Origin of the sequence: Sphingomonas kyeonggiensis (genome assembly GCF_014204495.1) — a bacterium.
GTDB lineage: Bacteria > Pseudomonadota > Alphaproteobacteria > Sphingomonadales > Sphingomonadaceae > Sphingomonas > Sphingomonas kyeonggiensis_A.
On the sequence record NZ_JACHLN010000003.1, the window covers coordinates 212,609 to 232,253 of the forward strand.

18 protein-coding genes are annotated in these 19,645 nt (G+C 66.0%); 6 read left to right on the plus strand and 12 right to left on the minus strand.

From position 1 onward, the window contains the following. Positions 1 to 5: 5 nt before the first annotated feature. Entirely contained in the window at positions 6 to 704 is a 699-nt protein-coding gene (locus HNP52_RS15305) for a pirin family protein (RefSeq protein WP_184168505.1), read from the minus strand. A gap of 114 nt (positions 705 to 818) precedes the next feature. Between HNP52_RS15305 and HNP52_RS15310 the strand changes: the two genes are divergently transcribed. Next, entirely contained in the window at positions 819 to 1,748 is a 930-nt protein-coding gene (locus HNP52_RS15310; protein ID WP_184168506.1) for a LysR family transcriptional regulator, read from the plus strand. Positions 1,749 to 1,847: 99 nt separating this feature from the next. Here the strand turns inward: HNP52_RS15310 and HNP52_RS15315 are convergent, their stop codons facing one another. The 8 genes from HNP52_RS15315 to HNP52_RS15350 all read right to left on the minus strand — a co-directional run bounded on the left by HNP52_RS15315 (position 1,848) and on the right by HNP52_RS15350 (position 9,274). After that, positions 1,848 to 2,546 carry a YoaK family protein gene (locus tag HNP52_RS15315; protein ID WP_184168507.1) on the minus strand — a complete coding sequence of 233 codons (699 nt, stop codon included), beginning with the start codon at positions 2,544 to 2,546 and terminating at the stop codon, positions 1,848 to 1,850. 141 nt (positions 2,547 to 2,687) lie between these two features. Further along, positions 2,688 to 4,031, minus strand: coding sequence for an alginate export family protein (locus HNP52_RS15320; RefSeq protein WP_184169194.1), 1,344 nt, complete (start codon positions 4,029 to 4,031; stop codon positions 2,688 to 2,690). A 22-nt stretch (positions 4,032 to 4,053) separates the two neighbouring features. Further along, on the minus strand, positions 4,054 to 4,476 hold the full coding sequence (locus HNP52_RS15325) for a DoxX family protein (protein WP_184168508.1): 423 nt from the start codon (positions 4,474 to 4,476) through the stop codon (positions 4,054 to 4,056). A 3-nt stretch (positions 4,477 to 4,479) separates the two neighbouring features. Then, positions 4,480 to 5,382, minus strand: a complete 903-nt coding sequence (locus HNP52_RS15330; RefSeq protein WP_184168509.1) for a glyoxalase — start codon at positions 5,380 to 5,382, stop codon at positions 4,480 to 4,482. 110 nt (positions 5,383 to 5,492) lie between these two features. Then, positions 5,493 to 7,421, minus strand: coding sequence for an amidohydrolase (locus tag HNP52_RS15335; protein WP_184168510.1), 1,929 nt, complete (start codon positions 7,419 to 7,421; stop codon positions 5,493 to 5,495). Beyond that, positions 7,418 to 7,666: a DUF1427 family protein gene (locus HNP52_RS15340; RefSeq protein ID WP_184168511.1), complete on the minus strand. Its 249-nt coding sequence runs from the start codon at positions 7,664 to 7,666 to the stop codon at positions 7,418 to 7,420. The genes HNP52_RS15335 and HNP52_RS15340 overlap by 4 nt, the downstream gene beginning before the upstream one ends. A gap of 28 nt (positions 7,667 to 7,694) precedes the next feature. Beyond that, positions 7,695 to 8,531, minus strand: a complete 837-nt coding sequence (locus HNP52_RS15345) for an alpha/beta fold hydrolase (protein ID WP_184168512.1) — start codon at positions 8,529 to 8,531, stop codon at positions 7,695 to 7,697. An 83-nt stretch (positions 8,532 to 8,614) separates the two neighbouring features. Next, entirely contained in the window at positions 8,615 to 9,274 is a 660-nt protein-coding gene (locus HNP52_RS15350) for a hydrolase (protein ID WP_184168513.1), read from the minus strand. A gap of 668 nt (positions 9,275 to 9,942) precedes the next feature. Here HNP52_RS15350 and HNP52_RS15355 point away from each other — a divergent pair. The 3 genes from HNP52_RS15355 to nusG all read left to right on the plus strand — a co-directional run bounded on the left by HNP52_RS15355 (position 9,943) and on the right by nusG (position 11,465). Further along, entirely contained in the window at positions 9,943 to 10,524 is a 582-nt protein-coding gene (locus tag HNP52_RS15355; protein WP_184168514.1) for a YqaA family protein, read from the plus strand. Between the two features lie 168 nt (positions 10,525 to 10,692). Further along, complete coding sequence (secE, locus tag HNP52_RS15360) at positions 10,693 to 10,890, plus strand: preprotein translocase subunit SecE (protein ID WP_184168515.1); 198 nt, start codon at positions 10,693 to 10,695, stop codon at positions 10,888 to 10,890. Between the two features lie 35 nt (positions 10,891 to 10,925). Beyond that, on the plus strand, positions 10,926 to 11,465 hold the full coding sequence (nusG, locus tag HNP52_RS15365; RefSeq protein ID WP_184168516.1) for a transcription termination/antitermination protein NusG: 540 nt from the start codon (positions 10,926 to 10,928) through the stop codon (positions 11,463 to 11,465). 64 nt (positions 11,466 to 11,529) lie between these two features. On the opposite strand, the gene HNP52_RS15370 is transcribed toward nusG, so the two are convergent. The 3 genes from HNP52_RS15370 to HNP52_RS15380 all read right to left on the minus strand — a co-directional run bounded on the left by HNP52_RS15370 (position 11,530) and on the right by HNP52_RS15380 (position 16,430). Beyond that, positions 11,530 to 12,072 (minus strand): GNAT family N-acetyltransferase, encoded by a 543-nt coding sequence (locus HNP52_RS15370; RefSeq protein WP_184168517.1) that lies wholly within the window; start codon positions 12,070 to 12,072, stop codon positions 11,530 to 11,532. Positions 12,073 to 12,167: 95 nt separating this feature from the next. Continuing rightward, positions 12,168 to 14,720, minus strand: coding sequence for a TonB-dependent siderophore receptor (locus tag HNP52_RS15375; protein ID WP_260396176.1), 2,553 nt, complete (start codon positions 14,718 to 14,720; stop codon positions 12,168 to 12,170). Positions 14,721 to 15,104: 384 nt separating this feature from the next. Then, positions 15,105 to 16,430: an MFS transporter gene (locus HNP52_RS15380; RefSeq protein ID WP_221416506.1), complete on the minus strand. Its 1,326-nt coding sequence runs from the start codon at positions 16,428 to 16,430 to the stop codon at positions 15,105 to 15,107. A 208-nt stretch (positions 16,431 to 16,638) separates the two neighbouring features. Here HNP52_RS15380 and cyoA point away from each other — a divergent pair, with 208 nt between their 5' ends. Then, the gene (gene cyoA, locus HNP52_RS15385) at positions 16,639 to 17,628 is read left to right on the plus strand and encodes a ubiquinol oxidase subunit II (RefSeq protein ID WP_409372651.1); all 990 of its coding nucleotides are present in this window, start codon (positions 16,639 to 16,641) and stop codon (positions 17,626 to 17,628) included. A 15-nt stretch (positions 17,629 to 17,643) separates the two neighbouring features. Then, entirely contained in the window at positions 17,644 to 19,644 is a 2,001-nt protein-coding gene (cyoB, locus tag HNP52_RS15390; RefSeq protein ID WP_184168520.1) for a cytochrome o ubiquinol oxidase subunit I, read from the plus strand. Position 19,645 lies beyond the last annotated feature (1 nt).

The following is a 19,645-nucleotide window of genomic DNA, read 5'->3' on the forward strand; positions in this document are numbered from 1 at the left end:
ATCGTTCAGGCAGCGTCGACCATCACGATCTCGCTGTCCTCGATCGCGGTGACCTTGAGCACGGCAAGGTCGCTGATCGCAGCGCCGTCCCGGGCGTTGACCCGGACGCCGTCGATCTCGATCGCGCCGGTAGCGGGCACGAGATAGGCCTTGCGGTCCGCGCCCAGCGCATATTCGGCGGTCTCGCCGGCCTTGAGCGTGGCGCCGATCACCCGCGCATCGGTGCGGATCGGCAGTGCGTCATTGTCGTTCTCATAGCCCGAGGCGAGCGTGACGAAATGGCCCGAGCGATCGCCCTTGGGGAAGGGCTTGGCGCCCCAGCTCGGCGCTTCGCCGTCGCGGGTCGGCACGATCCAGATCTGGAAGATCCGGGTGGTCACGTCCTCCAGATTGTATTCCGAGTGACGGATGCCGGTGCCGGCGCTCATCACCTGGACGTCGCCAGCCTCGGTACGGCCCTTGTTGCCCAGATTGTCCTGGTGGGTGATCGCGCCCTCGCGGACATAGGTGATGATCTCCATGTCGCGGTGCGGATGCGGCGGGAAGCCGGTCTGCGGCGCGATCGTGTCGTCGTTCCACACGCGCAGGTTGCCCCAGTGCATGCGGGCGGGATCATGATAGCCGGCGAACGAGAAGTGGTGCTTGGCGTCGAGCCAGCCGTGATTGGCGCCGCCGAGGCTGTCGTAAGGGCGAAGTTCGATCATCTTGCATCTCCTGTGGGGTAGCGCTGGCCGCCCCTTGTGAGACTGGATTTAGGGCTTGCCCGCTTTATTGATCAGAGGGATAAAATCCTTCGAAACGTTCGAGGAAGTTGAATAGTGAATACGCCGGGCACGCCGACCTACGACCAGCTGCGCATCTTCCTGACGATCGTCGATACCGGCAGCTTCGCGGGCGCCGGGCGCAAGCTCAACCGGGCGGTTTCGGTCATCAGCTACGGCATCGCCAATCTCGAAGCGCAGCTCGGCATCCTGCTCTTCGAGCGCGAGGGCACCCGCAAGCCGCAGCTCACCGTCGCCGGCCGCGCCCTGCTCGCCGAGGCGCGCAGCATCGCGCACGGCATGGACGGGCTGCGCGCCAAGGTGAAGGGGCTGCTCGACGGGCTGGAGGCCGAAGTCAGCCTGGCGGTGGACGTGATGCTGCCGGCCGAGCGGCTCGGCAAAGTGCTGCGCGCCTTTGCCCGCGAATATCCCACGGTGCAGCTGCGCCTGCATGTCGAGGCGCTGGGCGCGATCACGGCGATGGTGCTCGATCACGAAGCGGTGATCGGCATTTCGGGGCCGCTCTCGTCCGGCGTCGAGGGGATCGAGAGCATGGTGGCGGGATCGGTGCCGATGGTGCCGGTGGCTGCGCCCGATCACCCGCTCGGGCGGATGGAAGTGATCCCGCCGGGCGCCGGGCGCGACTATACCCAGCTCGTGCTGACCGACCGTTCGCGCTTCACCGAGGGGCAGGACTTCTCGGTCACCAGCCCCAAGACCTGGCGACTGGCCGATCTGGGCGCGAAGCACGCGCTGCTGCGCGAGGGGATCGGCTGGGGCAACATGCCGCTGCCGATGATCGAGGCGGACCTGGTGGCCGGCACGCTGATCCGGCTGGGGATGCCCGACCATGTCGGCGGCACCTATCGCTTCTCGGGCATCTGGCGCCGCGACACCCCGCCGGGGCCGGCGGCGGCGTGGCTGCTCGACCAGTTCGTCCAGCTCGGCGCGCATGATGCGGAGCTGGCGGGGATGACGGACGTTTAGAATATAGCTGCTCCCCGGCGAACGCCGGGGCCCAGGGTTTCTCTGCTGTATCGCTCTGTTACCCTGGGCCCCGGCGTTCGCCGGGGAACAAGTAAGGCGTTACTTTGCCAGCGGCTCCCGCGCCGCGGGATGCAGCGCGCAGGCGGCGGTGCCGACCAGCACCATCGCGCCGGCAAGGATCAGCGGCGGGGTGAGCCCGTAGCGGTTGACCAGCACCGCCCCCAGCGCCGCGCCGAGGAAGATCGCCAGGACGCCGCCGATCCGCCGCGCCCAGTTGGGGTTGCTGCCGCCCGCGAAGTGCGAGTCCGCCGCCAGGCCGGTGAGCGTCAGCGTCAGCACCGTCGTCGTCAGGTCGGGCACCTTGAGCTGGCGGATCGTCGCGTTGCGGAAGCCCATCGCTACGCCCGTGAGCCCGATGATCGCGAACACGCTGGCGGTGGGCGACTGGCTGGGAATGTCGAAGCCGATCGAGACGCCCGCCGCGATCCACAGCAAGGCTGCCTCCACCAGCGCCGCGACGATCAGCCAATGGTGCAGCGGTCGTCCCGCATGATGCTTGCCGATCCGCCCCGCGATCAGCGCGCCGATCAGGAAGGCCGCGATCGCGGCGACGAACGGCGCCACCCGGAAGCCCGGCGTACCGGCGGCGGCGAAACCGAGAAAGACGATGTTGCCGGTCATGTTGGCCGTGAACACCTTGCCCAGCCCGAGCACGCTGATCGCGTCGACCAGGCCGGTGGTGACCGAGAGCAGCAGCAACAGCCAGGGGAGCGGAGTCGAGGATTTGGCGGCGGACATGATGGGAACTCCCTTTTTTGATCTGGCTGTTTGATCTGGCTGTTCCCCGGCTTTCGCCGGGGAACGATTGGGGTCTAGGGCGCGCCCGATTTCGCAAACATCCGAATAAAATCAGCCCTATCATTCGATATTATCGAAAGGTCAGAACCGGAAATTGGCCTCCAGCCCCAGCATGGCGATCGTCTTCGCCGGTCCCGTCTCGCGGATGAAGGCGCCGGGCACGAAGGCGGAGAGCGATGCCGACAGCTCGAGCTCGGCAGTCGCCTGCCAGGCGACCGTCGCCTCGGCTTCCTTGCCGATGAAGCGGGCGCGACTGCCCCCCGCCGCGCGGATCAGATTGCCGGGAATGTCATAGACGCCGTCGGTGCGGCTGTATCGCCAATAGGCCATGGCGGCGAGGCTGGCGGAGATGTCCCTGGCCAGTGTGGCGCTGACCCGGGGATTGAGGCTGACGATGTTGGTCGGCCCCACCGGCGACAGCTCGCCGAAATACTTCCCCTTGGGAAACAGCGCGTTGAAGGTGCCGAGCGTGCCGTTGCCGGGCTTGCCGTCGCCGCTGACCAGGTTGAAGCGCAGTGTCGCATCGGGCGCCAGCGGCGCGGCGGGAAAGCTGCGGCCGACTTCGGTGCCCAGCGTCCAGGCGGCGATCCGTTCGCGCCCGAAGCGGCCGAACTGGGCGACACCCTCGACATTCCAGTGCCAGTCGCCCCGCGTGCCGTGCGAGCGCAGCCCGAAGCTGTGTCGCTCCTCGCGCCCGCTCACCCCGCCGAAGCGCGCGAGATCGTTGCGATAGCCGAGATAATAGAGGTCGAGCCCCGGCAGCACGCCGTACGCGCCCCAGAGCGACTTGCTGTCCGAGGTCCGGTCGTCGAACGTCCCCGGCCGCGGCTGCACCGGACGGACCGCGAGCAGGCTCACCTTCGCCTTGCCGAGCGTCACATCCGCCCGCGCGCCGTCGAACGCGAGCGGGACATTGGGGCCATAGCGGGTGCCGATGAGCCGCTCGGTGCCGAGCGACAGCATCTGGCGCCCGGCGCGCAGGGTCACCGGGCCGAGATCGACTTCGCCGAACCCCTGGAGCAGGTCCGCGCGGGTCTGGTCGACCGGCCCCGCTGCCGGCGCCACCCCCGCCGCATAGGCGGCGATCGGCTGGACGAAGGCGCGCACCCGCCCGACATGGAGGTCGGCATAGGGCATGGCGCGCAGCCACAGATAGCCGTCGTCCGGCGCATCGGCTCCGCCCCAGAGATTGTCGCGGTAATTCTCGTTGCGGGCACGCAGCTCGATGCCGGTCGATAGCCAGGCGTCGTCGCCGAGCGGGATGTATTTGAACGGCCCGGTCCAGTGATGCGCGCGCTTCTCGGCGTCCTTGAGGTCGGACCAGTCCTCGTCATAGCGGGTGATGCTGAGCGTCGGCGCTTGCCAGGGTTCGTGATCCTGGGCGGCGGCTGGGGTGGTGGTGTTGAGGAAAAGGGCTGGCAGCAGGAGCGATGCTGCTCCTCCAAGCCTACCCACGCCGCCGCTCCCGCTCGGCGACCAGCGCCACCAGCACGAACCCGCCGATCAGCCCGAGATGCTCGAAGAACGCGTTGGTCGCGCCGAACCGCTCCGCGCTGCCCGGCGCCATCGTCCAGAAGGCATTGGCGGTGATCGCGGCGAAGAAGGTGAACACGCCCAGCATCCCCGCACCCAGCCAGACCAGCCGGCCGCTCAGGATCAATGCCGGGCCGATCAGCTCGACCGCGATGGTCAGCGCCGCCCAGAGCGCCGCCGGCTGCATGCCGAAATGCGCCTGCTCGGCGACGGCGCCGTGCCAGTCGGCCAGCTTGACCACCCCGCCCAGCAGATAGGCGCCGCTGAGCGCCAGCCGGGCCAGGAACCAGGTCGGACGCCAGTCGAGCACGGCATCCACGAAGCGGGGCGTGTCCATCGCTCAGTTCTTCACGACAGGTGCGTGGATCTCGGCGATATAGCCGCCGGGGAAGCGGACGATCGCGGCGTCGCGGTCCCCCTCGCGGTGCGCCGGCACCAAGGTCTCGACGCCCGCCGCCTTGGCCTTGTCGAGCGTCACGGTCAGGCTCGACACCTCATAGCCGGTCAGCTCGCGGCCATAGGGCCAGGGCAGCTGGCCGTCCGAGACCAGCACCGTCATCTTGCCATAGCCCGAGGTCAGGCGGACGCGGCGATAGGTCTTGCCCGGCTGGCCGATCTCGACGCCCGGCGCGGCCTTGTCGTCCGACACGACCCTCGCATGGGCATAGCCGGTCCAGCTCTTGATAAAGGCATTGGCCGAGTCCGCGGTCAGGTAGACGCGGTTCTCCGGCACCGTCGCCAGCGGCGCGTAGTGCGGCTTGGCGGTGTGCCAGTAGAGCTGCATGTTCACCCCACCCGGCCACTGCACCACCACATCGCGACCGATCGGATCGGGAAAGCTGGTAATCAGCCGGCTCGCGCCATGGCCGAGGGCGGACGTCACCGCCGCATCGATATCATCGACCAGATAGCCGGTCCGCTCCGCCCCGAACGGATAGGGCACCGGCGTCACGAAACCGAACACCGAGAGGATGCCCACCGGCGTCAGCACCAGCTGCGAATTGGTCTGGCTGGCGGTCGGCGTGACCTGGAACACGCCCTTCTTGGTCGCACTGCCGCCGAAGGTGGCGGTCACGCTGGTGACGAAGCGATCGAAATCCTCGGGCGCGACATAGACATGGGTGGAATCATATTCCGGCCCGATCGCATGATCGGCGCTGGCCTTGGGCGCCTGCTGGGCAAAGGAAGCGGCGGGGGAAAGCACGACCAAAGCGGTCGCGAGCAGGAAGGTGTGGCGGATCATTTCAGCTACTCCGATGGGATGTGCACTGCCTCTGCGGACGGGTTTAGGCGCCGCCCGAAAGTCGAACGATCCGAATAAAATCATCGGAACCGTTCGACTTTCTGGAAGGGTCAGACTGCCCAGCAGCCGCAGCCGAGCGCGCCCCAGAAGCTCTGGACATCGGCGGCCGGCACCTTGGCACCGAGCGCGGCGGCGTGGTCATGGCCATGCACCCCGCAGGCCGAGTGGCAGGCACAGGCAGCGGCAAGCTTCTTCGCGTCGTCGCGACGATAATGGCCACCAAAGGTCGCGACCGGCGACCAGTCGGGCATAGCCCTGGGCGCCTTGGGGCCGAGCGGCGCGAAATCGCCCTCGCCATAGACCACCTTGCCACCGAGCACGGTCAGCACCGAGCGAAGATGCGCGATCTCATCCTCGGCAACATGAAAATAGTCGTCCGAGAGCAAGGCGAGGTCGGCAAGCTGGCCCGCCTTGATCTGCCCCTTCTTGCCCACCTCGTTCGAGAACCAGGTGTTCCGCTCGGTCCACAGCCGCAGTGCGGTCTCGCGGTCGAGCCGGTTGCGCACCGGATAGAGCGCCATGCCGCCGACCGTCTTCGACGTGACCAGCCAGCTCAGCGACACCCAGGGATTGTAGCTGGCGACACGCGTAGCATCCGTCCCCGCCCCCACCGGCACGCCCGCATCGAGCATCCGGCGGATCGGCGGGGTCGCCTCGGCAGCCTTGGCGCCGTAGCGCTCGACGAAATACTCGCCCTGGAAGGCCATGCGGTGCTGCACGGCGATGCCGCCGCCGAGTGCCGCGATGCGATCGATGTTGCGCTCGCTGATCGTCTCGGCATGGTCGAAGAACCAGTTGAGGCCCTTGAGCGGAATGTCGCGATTGACCTTCTCGAACACGTCGAGGGCGCGGCTGATCGTCTGGTCATAGGTGGCATGCATCCGCCACGGCCAGCGCCGCTCGGCAAGCAGGCGGATCACCGGCTCGAGATCGCCTTCCATCTCGGGCGGCATGTCCGGCCGGGCGACGCGGAAATCCTCGAAGTCCGCCGCCGAATAGACCAGCATCTCGCCCGCGCCATTGTGGCGATAGCTGTCATCGCCATCGCCCGGCCTGATCTGCGTCGACCAGGTCGCGAAGTCCTTCAGCTCTTCCTTCGGCTTCTGGGTGAACAAATTGTACGCGATGCGCAGCGTCAGCTCGCCATCCTTGTGGAGCTTCTCGACGATCTCGTAATCGTCCGGATAGTTCTGCGACCCGCCGCCGGCATCGATCACGCTGGTCACGCCGAGCGAATTGAGTTCGCGCATGAAATGCTTGGTGCTGTTGAGCTGATATTCCGGCGGCAGCTTCGGCCCCTTGGCGAGCGTCGCATAGAGGATCGTGGCATTGGGCTGGGCGAGCAGCAGGCCGGTCGGGTTGCCCTGCGCATCGCGCAGGATCTCGCCGCCCGGCGGGTTCGGCGTGTTCCTGTCATAGCCCACCGCCCGCAGCGCCGCGGCGTTGAGCAGCGCGCGATCATAGAGGTGAAGGATGAAGACCGGGGTCTCCGGCGCGGCAGCGTTGATCTCGTCGAGCGTCGGCAGGCGCTTCTCGGCGAACTGGTGCTCGGTAAAGCCGCCGACCACCCGCACCCATTGCGGCGGCGGGGTGTTCTCGGCCTGCTTCTTGAGCATCGCCATCGCATCGGCCAGCGTCGGCACGCCTTCCCAGCGCAGCTCCATATTATAGTTCAGCCCGCCGCGGATCACGTGGATGTGGCTGTCGATCAGCCCGGGGATCAGGCGGCGCCCCTTGGCGTCGATCACCTGGGCATTCGGCGCGGCGGCGGCGCGGACCTCGCCCTCGGTGCCGACCGCGAGGAACTTGCCGTCGCGGATGGCGACGGCGTCGGCGACCGGGTTCTCGCGATCGAGCGTAGTCACCTTGGCGTTGACGAGGATCAGGTCTTGGGGCGGGGTCATGGCGAAACTCTCGGAAATGGGCAGCAGGGCGGTGGAGGCGGCGGCGCCGGCAAGCGCCTGACGGCGGGAAATCACGCCTCGTCCTTCCGGTTGGCGGGCAACCGGCCAAGGACATGATCGGCGCAGTCGCTGGTGACGAAGGCGACCACTTCCTTGCGGTCGAAGATGCGCTTGGCGATCGGCACCAGCTGCTCGCCGAGCAGGATCCCCGCCAGGCCGAGCAAGGCGATCACCGGCGGGGCGGGAGAACGAACCCCAAGCAGGCTGTACACGACGCCGACCAGCAGACCGGCACCCAGCGAGAGAAAATAGGCTTTCATGGGGTTCGTCCTTCCGACTTGTGGGGGATCAGGCCTGGATGAAGGCGAGGATGTCGGCGTTCAGCACGTCGGCGTTGACCGTCAGCATGCCGTGCGAGAAGCCCGGATAGGTCTTCAGCGTCGCGTTCGGCAGGATCTCGGCCTGGAGCACGCCGGCATTCTTGTAGGGCACGATCTGGTCGTCCTCGCCGTGCAGCACGAGCGTCGGCACGGTGATCGCCTTCAGGTCACCGGTCTGGTCGGTCTCGGAGAAGGCCTTGATGCCTTCATAATGGGCGAGCGCGCTGCCCATCATGCCCTGGCGCCACCAATTGTCGACCGTGCCTTCGATCGTCTCCATCCCGGGGCGGTTGAAGCCGTAGAACGGGCCGGCGGGCAGGTCGCGGAAGAACTGGGCGCGGTTCGCCGCCAGCGCGCTGCGCAGGCCGTCGAACACCTCGATCGGCAGGCCGTTCGGATAGGCCTCGGTCTTGAGCATGATCGGCGGCACCGCGCTTACCAGCACGGCCTTGGCGACGCGACCAGCAGGCTGGCCATGGCGGGCGACATAGGCCGCGACTTCGCCGCCGCCGGTCGAGTGGCCGATATGGATCGCGTTGCGCAGGTCGAGATGCTCGGCAACCGCTGCGGCGTCGGCGGCATAGTGCGCCATGTCGTGGCCGGTCGGGACCTGGGCCGAGCGGCCATGGCCACGACGGTCATGCGCAACGACGCGGTAGCCCTTGGACAGGAAGAACAGCATCTGCGCGTCCCAGTCGTCCGACGACAGCGGCCAGCCGTGATGGAACATGATCGGCTGGGCGTCCTTGGGGCCCCAGTCCTTGAAGAAGATCTCGGTGCCGTCCTGGGTGGTGATGGTGCTCATGGGAATTTCCTTGGGATTTCGGTCGATTGGGAAAGGCTGAGGTGCGGCCGGGCCAAAGGGGGCACGGCCCGGCCGCGCGGGGATCAGTGGCCGCCTTCGGAGGCGCCGAACATGGTCTTGGCGTAGGTGATGCCGATGCCATAGGCGCCGCCCAGCTTGCGGGCGATGCCGGTGGTCATGTCGTAGGTCTCGGTCCGCGCCCAGTCGCGCTGCAGCTCGAGCAGATACTGGAGCGACGTGATCGGGCGGGCACCGGCCTGGATCATCCGGGCAACGGCGCGCTCATGCGCTTCCTCCGAAATGTCGCCGCTGGCGTCGGTGATCACATAAGCCTCGAAGCCCTGGTCGATCGCCGAGAGCACCGGCCCGACGATGCAGACCGAGGTCCAGAGACCCGCGAACACCAGGCGCTGCTTGCCGATGCGGTTGACCTCGTCGATCACGGCGGCGTCTTCCCAGGTGTTCATCGACGTGCGGTCGAGCAGCTTCTGGCCCGGGAACGGATCAGTCACTTCGCTGAACATCGGGCCCGAGAAGCTCTTCTCGGCGACGGTGGTGAGGATGGTGGGGACGTTGAAGCCGGCGGCGGCATTGGCGACCAGCGCGGCGTTGTTGCGCAGCAGCTCCGGGGCGATCGACTTGGTGGCGAAGGCCATCTGCGACTGGAAGTCGATCAGCACGAGCGCGTGATCGGTCGGGTTCAGCAGGGTCTTGCCGGGGGTCGGGGTGGCGGTGACGGTCATGGTGGTTTCCCTCTTTGGTAGGTGTCGGCGGCCCGGATCGTTTCCGGATGCACAGGGTGTAGGCGGCCGAAGAACTGCGATGCAGCCGGATAAGATCGTTCCAATTGTTCCACTAAATCGAAAAGCTGCCCACACCCGGGGGAGTGAGCCGCCGCCCCCATGCGAGTGAGAAATGCCTAATTCCGCAGGTTCGGGGACCTGCTTGCGCTGACTCGCCCCGGGCTTTGCCGGTGCCCTGCCGCGGCCGCGTGTTCGGCAAGGCCGAGCGCGACCAACTCGAACGACCCTGACCGCGCTTTCCGCGCAACACCGGTTCAAGTGCGTGACACCGTGGTTCAACACGGAATCGCCGCACCTGCCCTAGGGGAAGGCCGACAATTGCCCTGGCGCAATACCGAGAACCAGCGAAGCCACGGTTTGAAGGGCCGACCCGCTTCTTACCGGACATTGCTGCGGCCTCTTTTTGGGGGAGGCCGAGAGCCCGCGCGGGGAACTGCGCGGGTTCTTTGCTTGGCGCAGCCTGCCATGGCTCGCGACATATCGCCCGCAGAACAAGCCGGTCGCCCGGGCAGAGGGCCCGAACGGCCCCTCGTCGCCATGGACAAGCGCGGGCGCCGCCCATAAAGGACAGGCCCTCCCTTCCCCGCTTGGAAAGTTGCCCGGCACCGATGTTCCGACCCCTGTATGACTGGGTGCTGCGCATGGCGCACCACCGCCATGCGATCTGGCTCCTCGGCCTGGTTTCCTTCGCGGAGAGCAGCTTCTTCCCGATCCCGCCCGACGCGATGCTGATCCCGATGGTGATCGCCCGCCGCGAGCAGGCGTTCCGCATCGCGCTGGTCTGCACCATCGCCTCGGTGCTCGGCGGCATGCTCGGCTATTATATCGGCTATGGCCTGATGCAGACGGTGGGCGAATGGATCGTCCACACCTATCATCTGGAGGCCAAGCTCGCCGAGGCGATCCACGCCTATCAGAGCGAATATGGCACCTGGATCATCCTGCTCAAGGGCCTGACCCCGATCCCGTTCAAGCTGGTGACGATCGCGAGCGGCGCGGCCAGCTTCAACTTCCCGCTGTTCGTGCTGCTCTGCTGCATCACCCGTGGCGCCCGCTTCTTCCTCGTCGCCTTGCTGCTCAAGCGCTACGGCGCCCCGGTGCAGCAGTTCATCGAGAAGCGGCTGGACCTGTTCGCCTGGGCCTTTCTCGGCCTGATCGTGCTGGGTTTCGTCGCGGTCGCGGTGCTCTGATCGGGGCTGGTCTCTTTTCGCAACCGCGCCAGCTTGCACCTGCGCTCGCGACTCGCTAGATACAGCCCCCAATCCGACAGCGTGGTGGGTAGCACCGGTTCCTCCAGAGAGGACCGGGCAGCGGACCCGTGCCCCGCAGCCGGCGAACTTTGAAGCGAGGATGCCCCAGTGGCGAAGACCAGTCCGACCGAATTCGTGAAGCAGGTGCAGACCGAGGCGCGCAAGATCGTGTGGCCGTCGAGCCGCGAAACGATCATGACCGGCGTGATGGTGATGATCATGACCACGCTGCTCGGCGTGTTCTTCCTGGGCGTCGACTCGATCTTCGATTTCATCGTCAATTCGCTGCTGCGCCTCGCGCAGTAAGCCGCACCGCAGAACACCAAAGGGAAAACGAACGCATGGCGCGCTGGTACATCATCCACGCCTATTCGGGCTTCGAGGGCAAGGTTCGCGACCAGATCCTGGCCGACGCGACCCGCATGGGCCTCGAGCAGCTGGTCGAGGCCGTCGAGGTTCCGACCGAGACCGTCACCGAGGTCCGCCGCGGCAAGAAGATCCAGTCCGAACGGAAGTTCTTCCCGGGCTATGTCCTCGCCAAGCTCGAGATGAACGACGACGTCTATCACCTCGTGAAGAACACGCCGAAGGTGACCGGCTTCCTCGGCTCGTCGGGCAAGCCCCAGCCGATCAGCGAGGCCGAGGCCGCGCGCATCCTCAACACCAAGGACGAGGCGGCCACCGCCGCGCCCAAGGCGAAGGTCAAGGTCGACTACGACATCGGCGACACCGTCAAGGTCATCAGCGGCAACTTCGCGACCTTCTCGGGCGTGGTCGAGGAGCTCGACTACGACAAGAGCCGCGTGAAGGTCTCGATCTCGATCTTCGGTCGCGCGACGCCGCTGGAGCTGGGCTTCGAGGACGTCGAGCGCATCAAGTAAGACGCGCACGACAAGCCGATCCGAAGGGCCGGGGCGGAAACGCTCCGGCCTTTTCCGTTCGGGGCTAGGCGGCCAGCACCTTGCCCATCCGCACCAGCGGCACCATCACGCCTTCGATCGGGCCGGCCGAGACCTGCTCGATCGGTTCATAACCGCAGGCGCGGTAGAGCGGCACGCCGGAGAGCGTCGCCATCATCTCGGCGCGGCGGAAGCCGTGATCGGCGGCGGCCCGCTCGCACAGCGCGAGGATCATCCGCCCTACCCCCTGCCGCACGAAGCCGGGATCGGTGTACATCGCGCGAATCCGCGCGGCGTCCGTCGCCGGGTCGAGCGGGGCCGGCTCGCGCTCGATCACGCTGTCATCGCCGCCGAACAGCGTCGCCCGCCAGCTCCAGCCGCCACAGCCGGCAATCTGTCCGTCACGCTCGACCAGGAAATAGGTGCCGTCGCGAACGAGCTGGCTGTCGAGGCCCATCACCTTGTGACTGGCACGGACCTGCTCGGGAGTGAGGAAATCCTGCTGCAGCGCCTCGATCGCGCGGCCCATCAGCGCATGCAATGCGGGCAGGTCATCGATGCGGGCGATGCGATGCGTCAATTCAGCCATGAGACGGCGATAGCGGCCTGCGCGTACCGGGTTCAAGCACTACGAAAAGGACCCCGGAGGCGGATGCCCCCGGGGAAGTCAGAGGGTATCATGCGTCAGTATTTGATGCGCAGCCGGGCATAGTAGAAGCCGCCGTTGAAGCCGAAGGGGCCGCCATTGCGCGGATAGACCTGGCCGTCGGACGTGCCGCCGGTGATCGGGTAGATCGGCACCGATGCCGCAGTCAGCCGGTCCGGGCGCTCGTCGGTGAAGTTCTGCGCGCCGATGGTGATCGTGTAGTGCTCGGCGAAGGTGTAGCTGACGTCGAGATCGGTGACGAACTTGTCGCCGAAGGTCTGGCCGGGGCCATAGTCCTGGGCACTCTTCCAGCTGCCGTAATAATTCTCGCGAACGTTGAAGCTCAGCCCGTCGAGCGACCAGCTGGCGACGAACACCACGCGGTGGTTGGGCGCGAGATGCTCGGCGTCGATGATCTGGTTCGGCCCGATCACCTTGGGATTGTACTTGGTGATCTCGCTCTTGTTGTAATTATAGGCGAGCGAGAAATTGAGCTCCGCCTCGCTGAGCACGGTCTTCCAGGTGCCGACCACGTCGATGCCGCGGGTACGGGTATCGAAGCCGTTGGTGAAGAAGTTGACCTGGCCGCCCACGCCCACCGCGATCAGCGAGGGCTGCGCCGTCACGTCGGCGGCGGTGACGGTGTAGTTCTGGGTGATGCCGATCCGGTTCTTCACGTCGATCTGATAGGCATCGACGGTGAACGACAGGTCCTTGTCCGGTGTCAGGATGAAGCCCAGGCCGTAATTGGTCGACTTCTCCGGATCGAGCGTCGTCGCGCCATAATATTGGGCGATCGCGGTATTCACCGGATAGGTACCGACCTGCACCGCGGTACCCGCGACGAACGAGGTGGTGATGATCGCGTCGTTCGACTGGCCCGGCGACGGCGCGTGGAAGCCGGTGCCGATGCTGCCGCGGACCGAGAAGGCATCGGCGAACTTGTAGATGCCGTTGATCTTCCACACCCAGGCATCGCCGAACGTGTCGTAATGCTCGTAGCGACCGGCAGCGCCGACGCTCAGTGCGTCAGTGATGTCGGTCTCGAGATCGATATAGGCGCCATAGCTTTTCTGGCTGAACCGTCCGGCCGCCGCCGGGCTCGTGCCGGCATAGCCGCTTGCGCCGACGCCCTGGGCGTTGCTGGTGCCGGTGAAGGTATAAACGCCGGGTGCGGTCTGGGTGTAGAGCCGCTGCGCCACCGCATAGGGGCCGGCACCATAGGACTGCACGTCGCCGGCGGTCTGCTCATAGGTCTCCTTGCGGAATTCGCCGCCGGCGGAGAAGGTCAGCGGGCTCGCCAGGCCGATATCCACCGGATAGCTGAAGTCCGCGTTGAGATTGGCCTCTTCCTGGATCAGCTTGCCGAAGGCGAAGCTGGTCTGGGTCCTGGGGCCGTAGGAGGCGTTGAGCGAGCTGTACATCGACAGGGTCAGCGTGTTGCGGGCCCAGGAGCCGGACAGGTCGTAGCGGAAGCCGCTCTCGGTCTCGCCCTTGTAGCCCAGCGTGCCGTAGATCTCCTCGGTCTCGCCGACGAAGCGCGGGGTGAAGCCGGCCGGGTAGAGCTGGCTGAACCGGAAGACATTGCTGTCTACCACGAAGCTGCCCGCCGGGCAGGTCGCGTTGCCGGTGGGGCACGGCGTCAGGTAGAAAGTGTTATTGAACAGCGCGTTGGCACCCTGGGTACGGACCACGCCGGCGGAATCGACGGCGGTGCTGGTGACCGAGGGGCGGTAGTTGAAACTCTGGTTTGCGTGGATCTTTGCAAAGTTGGCGAAGAAGTAGAGCTTGCTCTCATCGGTTACGTTCAGCGCCGAATTGAGCAAGAGCTTGTACCCGTGGGACGGCGAGGTGCCCCAGATCTGCGCGGGCAGCGGATAGTTGGGCAATTGCGACGCCAGTGCAGGGAAGTTCATCGCAAAGTTTGCAGCGGATGGCCGGGTGACGCCGCGGCTGGTCTGCGCGTCGTCGTCATATTCGCCGGTCAGGTTGATGAAACCGATTGCGCCGGCAAGGCCGATATTGCCGGCGATCTGGTAACTCTCTCCATCGCCTGCATAATATTGGCCGGCCCGCGCCACGACCTCGAAGCCGCTTCCCTCCTTCAGGCCATAGTTGAGCACGCCGGCAATCGCGTCCGAACCATATTGCGCCGTCGCACCCTCGCGCAGCACCTGGAGGTTGCTGATCGCCAGCGACGGGATGGCGGAGATGTCCGGCCCCTGCGAGCCTCGCCCGAGGCCGGTATCGCTGCCGGCATAGACCTGGACCAGCGCCGAGCGATTGTAGCGCTTGCCATTGAGCATCACGAGCACCTGATCGCCCGGCAGGCCGCGCAGCGACGGCGAGCGCACGAAGGTGGACGCGTCCGAAATCGAGTTCTGGCCGGCATAGAAGGACGGCACGACGTTCTTCACCGCATCGATCATGTTCGCAGCGGGCTGCGCGGTAAGCTCGGCGGCACTGATCACGTCTACCGGAGACGCAGAGGTTGTGAGCGTGCGATCGGTACGTCGCGTGCCGATGACGACGATCTCGCCGGTCGGCTCGGACGTAGTTGTCGACTCCTGGGCCGCCGCGACATCAGTCAACAGCAGCGATGTTACAATGGCGGAAGACGCAAACAGGATACGCCGACGAACTGATGAACAGGTAACGCCCATTGGATGCCCCCTCGATTGCGATGTTGAATCGCCTTTCGAGGCACCCCGTCCTGAAACAAAAGCTACGTGAAACAGCAATATTGTCAATCAGTCATGAAACAAGCCTGTAACAATGACTTCCAGACGGTTTTTCTTGAAATTCCGTAGCGGAAGGTTCGCGGCGGAGTCGCCGCGGCGACCCGCGGGAAGACATCCCTGCCCGCTCCATATCGTGGCAGACACGAAGCGGAGCACAGGGCGATTCCCGCCCCGCGCGAAAAGGCCGGAGCGATGCCGCCCCGGCCTTTTCGGTCTCCCGGGACAGGCGGGCGATCAGGCTTCCCTGCGGCCCCATTCGCGATTGAGCCCCAGCGCCGCCAGCGTGCAGGCAGCACCTGACAGGAGGTAGGCGCCGACAGAGAGCAGCCCGAAATTGCTGGCGAGCAGCAGCGCCGCCAGCGGGGCGAAGCCGGCGCCGATAAACCAGGAGGCGGTGGCGGTGGTGCCGGCACCGGTATAGCGGCGCTTGGCGGAGAAGCTGCTGTTCACCGCCCCCGAGGACTGGCCGAACGACAGGCCGAGCAGGACGAAGCCGAGGATCATGTAGGTCCATTCGCCGGCCGACCCGGTGCCGAGCAGCTGCGGGGCGAAGCCACTATAGGCGGCGATGAAGGCGGCCGAGACGCCGAGCAGCGTGCGGCGGCCGATCCGATCGGCGACATAGCCCGAGAGCACCATGGCGAGCATGCCGAAGACGGCACCGACCAGCTCGATCACCAGGAAGTGCACCGGAGGCTCGCCCTTCAGCACCACCCAGGAAAGCGGGAAAACGGTGACGAGGTGGAACAGCGCGAAGCTGGCAAGCGGCGCGAAGGCACCGAGGATCACGGTGCACCCCTCCTCGCGGAACAGCTCGCCCACCGGGGTCGGCTGCAGCTCCTGGCTCTCGTAGAGCCGCTCGAACTCCGGCGTGGAGATCAGGCGCAGCCGGGCGAAGAGCGCGACGACGTTGATCACGAAGGCGACGAAGAAGGGATAGCGCCAGCCCCAGTCGAGGAAGTCGGCCGGGCTCAGCGCGGTGAGCAGGAAGGCGAACACGGCGGCGGCCACGAACAGGCCAATCGGCGCCCCGAGCTGCGGGATCATCGCGTAGAAGCCGCGCTTCTCCTTCGGCGCGTTGAGCGAAAGCAGGGCCGGCAGCCCGTCCCAGGTGCCGCCCTGGGCAAAACCCTGGCCGAGGCGGAACAGCGCGAGCAGCGCAACCGCCACGCCGCCCGCCTGGGCATAGCCGGGCAGGAAGGCCATCGCCGCGGTCGATCCGCCGAGCAGAAACATCGCGATGGTCAGCTTCACCCCGCGCCCATGCGTCCGATCGAGCCAGATGAAGAGCAGCGCGCCGAACGGCCGTGCGACGAAGGCGAGCGCGAAGACCGCGAAGGAATAGAGCGTGCCGGTCAGCGCATCGGCGAACGAGAAGATCACCGCCGGGAAGACGAGCACCGAGGCGATCGCATAGACGAAGAAATCGAAGAACTCCGAAGCGCGGCCGATGATCACGCCCACCGCGATATCGGCGGGGCGCACGGCATGGTCGCGCGCATCGATAAGGCGGGCATCGCGTTCGAGCGTGCCCGAATTCGTCATGCTCGGCGTGGCCATCATCCCCATTTCGTCCTTCCTGAGTGCGGGGACACCCTAGCCGAGCGGCATTCGCAGCCCTTTGACTCCGATCAAAGGCAGACCCGCAACGTCCGGTTAGCCGGGATGCATGCGGATACCAGGATCCAGACCAGCTCGCCGGGCTCTCGCCAGCCTGCCCCTACTCACCTTGCCCCTGCTGCTCGGCAGTTGCGGGGACATGGTCGTGATGAACCCGACCGGCGACATCGCCGTGCAGCAGCGCAACCTGATCCTGTTCTCGACAGGCGTCATGCTGCTGATCATCGTGCCGGTGCTGGCGCTGACGATCTGGTTCGCCTGGAAATACCGCCGCAGCAACCCGAACAAGACCTATGATCCGAACTTCGACCACTCGACCACGCTCGAGCTGGTGATCTGGACCTGCCCGCTGCTCATCATCATCGCGCTGAGCGCGGTGACCTGGACGAGCACGCACCTGCTCGATCCCTTCCGCCCGCTGGAACGGATCGCGCCGGGCAAGCCGGTGCCGGCCGGCACCAGGCCGCTGGAGGTCCAGGCGATCGGCATGGATTGGAAGTGGCTGTTCATCTATCCCGAGCTGGGGATCGCCACGGTCAACGAGCTGGCGCTGCCGGTGGACCAGCCGGTGCATTTCTCGATCACCTCGACCGACCAGTTCAACACCTTCTTCGCGCCCACCCTGGCGGGCATGATCTACGCGATGCCGACGATGAAGTCGGAGCTGCACGCGGTGCTCAACAAGGCCGGCGACAGCTGGGGCTATTCGGGCAACTATACCGGCGCGGGCTATTCGGACATGCGCTTCAAGCTGCGCGGCGTCGACAAGGCCGGGTTCGAGAAGTGGGTCGCCGAGGCCAGGGCCAGCGGCAAGGCGCTCGACACCGCAACCTACCTCACCCTCGCCAAGCCAAGCGCCAAGGTGCCGGTGATGCGCTTCTCGGCACCGATGCCGGGCCTGTTCGACAAGATCGTCAACCAGTGCGTCGCCCCCGGCACGCCCTGCATGGTCGATGTGATGCGCAGCGACAGGATGCGCGCCGCCGGCAAGCCGCACGATCCGGACCATGGCCCGGCCAAGGCACCCGCCGCCCATACCCCGCCGACGGGCACGCACCCGGATGCGCCGAAGCATCCAGGCATGTCCGCCCTCGCCCCCTTCCGCATGCCCGGCGCCGCGCGCGTCGCCCAGGCCTGAGCCAACGGAACCGCCATGACAGACCATTTGCTAAAGACGGTGTTCGGACGCCTGTCCCTTGAGTCCCTGCCCTTCCTGCACGAGCCGATCCTGCTCGGCACCTTCATCGTCGTCGCGCTGCTGGGCCTCGGCCTGCTTGGCGTGGTGACCAGGTACAAGCTCTGGGGCTATCTCTGGAACGAGTGGTTCACCAGCGTCGATCACAAGAAGATCGGCATCATGTACATCATCCTGGCCATCGTGATGCTGCTGCGCGGCTTCTCCGATGCGCTGATGATGCGCGCCCAGCAGGCGATCGCCTTCGGGAGCAACCCCGGCTACCTGCCGCCCGAACATTATGACCAGATCTTCACCGCGCACGGGACGATCATGATCTTCTTCGTGGCGATCCCGCTGGTGGTGGGCATCGTCAACTTCGTGATGCCGCTGCAGATCGGCGCGCGCGACGTGGCCTTCCCGTTCCTCAACAATCTCAGCTTCTGGCTGACGGCCGCGGGCGCGCTGCTCACCATGGTCTCGCTGTTCGTCGGCGAGTTCGCGCGGACGGGCTGGCTGTCCTACGCGCCGCTCGCCGGGCTGCAATACAGCCCGGATACCGGCGTGGACTATTATCTCTGGTCCCTCCAGATAGCCGGCGTCGGCACGACCCTGTCGGCGATCAACATGGTCGCCACCGTCATCAAGATGCGTGCCCCCGGCATGACGATGATGAAGATGCCGGTGTTCACCTGGACCGCCTTCTGCTCGAACATCCTTGCCATCGCCATCTTCCCCGCGCTGACCGCCGCCTTCTTCCTGCTGATGCTCGATCGCTATGCGGGCACGCACTTCTTCACCAACGAGCTCGGCGGCGCGCCGATGATGTACTGGAACATGGTGTGGATCTGGGGCCACCCCGAGGTCTATGTGCTCGTGCTCCCGGCCTTCGGCATCTATTCCGAGATTACCTCCACCTTCACCGGCAAGAAGCTCTTCGGCTATTCGTCGATGGTCTACGCCACGGTGGTCATCACCATCCTCAGCTACCTCGTCTGGCTGCACCACTTCTTCACCATGGGCGCCGGCCCGACGGTCAACAGCTTCTTCGGCATCGCCACCATGGTGATCTCGATCCCGACGGGCGCGAAGATCTTCAACTGGCTGTTCACGATGTACCGCGGCAACATCCGCTTCGAGCTGCCGATGATGTGGGTGGTCGCCTTCATGCTCACCTTCACGGTGGGCGGCATGACCGGCGTGCTGCTCGCCATTCCGCCGGCCGACTTCGTGCTGCACAACTCGCTGTTCCTGGTCGCCCATTTCCACAACACGATCATCGGCGGCGTGGTGTTCGGCCTGTTCGCGGCGATGGTCTACTGGTTCCCCAAGGCGTTCGGCTTCAAGCTCGACGAGTTCTGGGGCAAGGTCGCCTTCTGGGGCTGGGTCGCCGGCTACTGGATCGCCTGGACGCCGATCTACATCGTCGGCCTGATGGGCACCACGCGCCGCGTGAACCATTTCGACGACCCCAGCTTCCAGCCCTATTTCATCATCGCCGCGATCGGCGCCGTGATCATCCTGATCGGCATCCTCGGCTTCGTGATGAGCATCCTGGTCGGCTGGCTGAAGCGCGACCAGCTCAAGGACGCAAGCGGCGATCCCTGGGACGGCCGCACGCTGGAATGGTCGACCTCCTCGCCCCCGCCGGCCTACAATTTCGCGTTCACGCCGGTCATCCACGACCTGGATGCCTGGTACGACATGAAGAGCCGCGGGTACCATCGCCCGACCACCGGCTTCCGGGCGATCCACATGCCCAGGAACACCGGCGCCGGCTTCATCCTCTCCGCCCTGGCGCTGGTGATGGGCTTCGCGATGGTCTGGTACATCTGGTGGCTCGCCGCGCTCAGCTTCGCCGGCCTGTTCGCGGTCGCCGTGGGCCACACCTTCAACTTCAAGCGCGACTATTACATCCCGGCCGAGGAAGTCGCCGCAACCGAGGACAAGCGCACCATGCAGCTTGCGCAGGGGGCCTGAC

Bases quoted from the DNA above. Each gene is read 5' to 3' on its own strand.
- HNP52_RS15305 (WP_184168505.1), bottom strand. From the start codon at position 704: ATGATCGAACTTCGCCCTTACGACAGCCTCGGCGGCGCCAATCACGGC.
- HNP52_RS15315 (WP_184168507.1), bottom strand. From the start codon at position 2,546: ATGTCCGCCGCCAAATCCTCGACTCCGCTCCCCTGGCTGTTGCTGCTG.
- HNP52_RS15325 (WP_184168508.1), bottom strand. From the start codon at position 4,476: ATGGACACGCCCCGCTTCGTGGATGCCGTGCTCGACTGGCGTCCGACC.
- HNP52_RS15330 (WP_184168509.1), bottom strand. From the start codon at position 5,382: ATGATCCGCCACACCTTCCTGCTCGCGACCGCTTTGGTCGTGCTTTCC.
- HNP52_RS15340 (WP_184168511.1), bottom strand. From the start codon at position 7,666: ATGAAAGCCTATTTTCTCTCGCTGGGTGCCGGTCTGCTGGTCGGCGTC.
- HNP52_RS15345 (WP_184168512.1), bottom strand. From the start codon at position 8,531: ATGAGCACCATCACCACCCAGGACGGCACCGAGATCTTCTTCAAGGAC.
- HNP52_RS15350 (WP_184168513.1), bottom strand. From the start codon at position 9,274: ATGACCGTCACCGCCACCCCGACCCCCGGCAAGACCCTGCTGAACCCG.
- HNP52_RS15355 (WP_184168514.1), top strand. From the start codon at position 9,943: ATGTTCCGACCCCTGTATGACTGGGTGCTGCGCATGGCGCACCACCGC.
- nusG (WP_184168516.1), top strand. From the start codon at position 10,926: ATGGCGCGCTGGTACATCATCCACGCCTATTCGGGCTTCGAGGGCAAG.
- HNP52_RS15370 (WP_184168517.1), bottom strand. From the start codon at position 12,072: ATGGCTGAATTGACGCATCGCATCGCCCGCATCGATGACCTGCCCGCA.
- HNP52_RS15380 (WP_221416506.1), bottom strand. From the start codon at position 16,430: ATGGCCACGCCGAGCATGACGAATTCGGGCACGCTCGAACGCGATGCC.
- cyoA (WP_409372651.1), top strand. From the start codon at position 16,639: ATGAACCCGACCGGCGACATCGCCGTGCAGCAGCGCAACCTGATCCTG.
- cyoB (WP_184168520.1), top strand. From the start codon at position 17,644: ATGACAGACCATTTGCTAAAGACGGTGTTCGGACGCCTGTCCCTTGAG.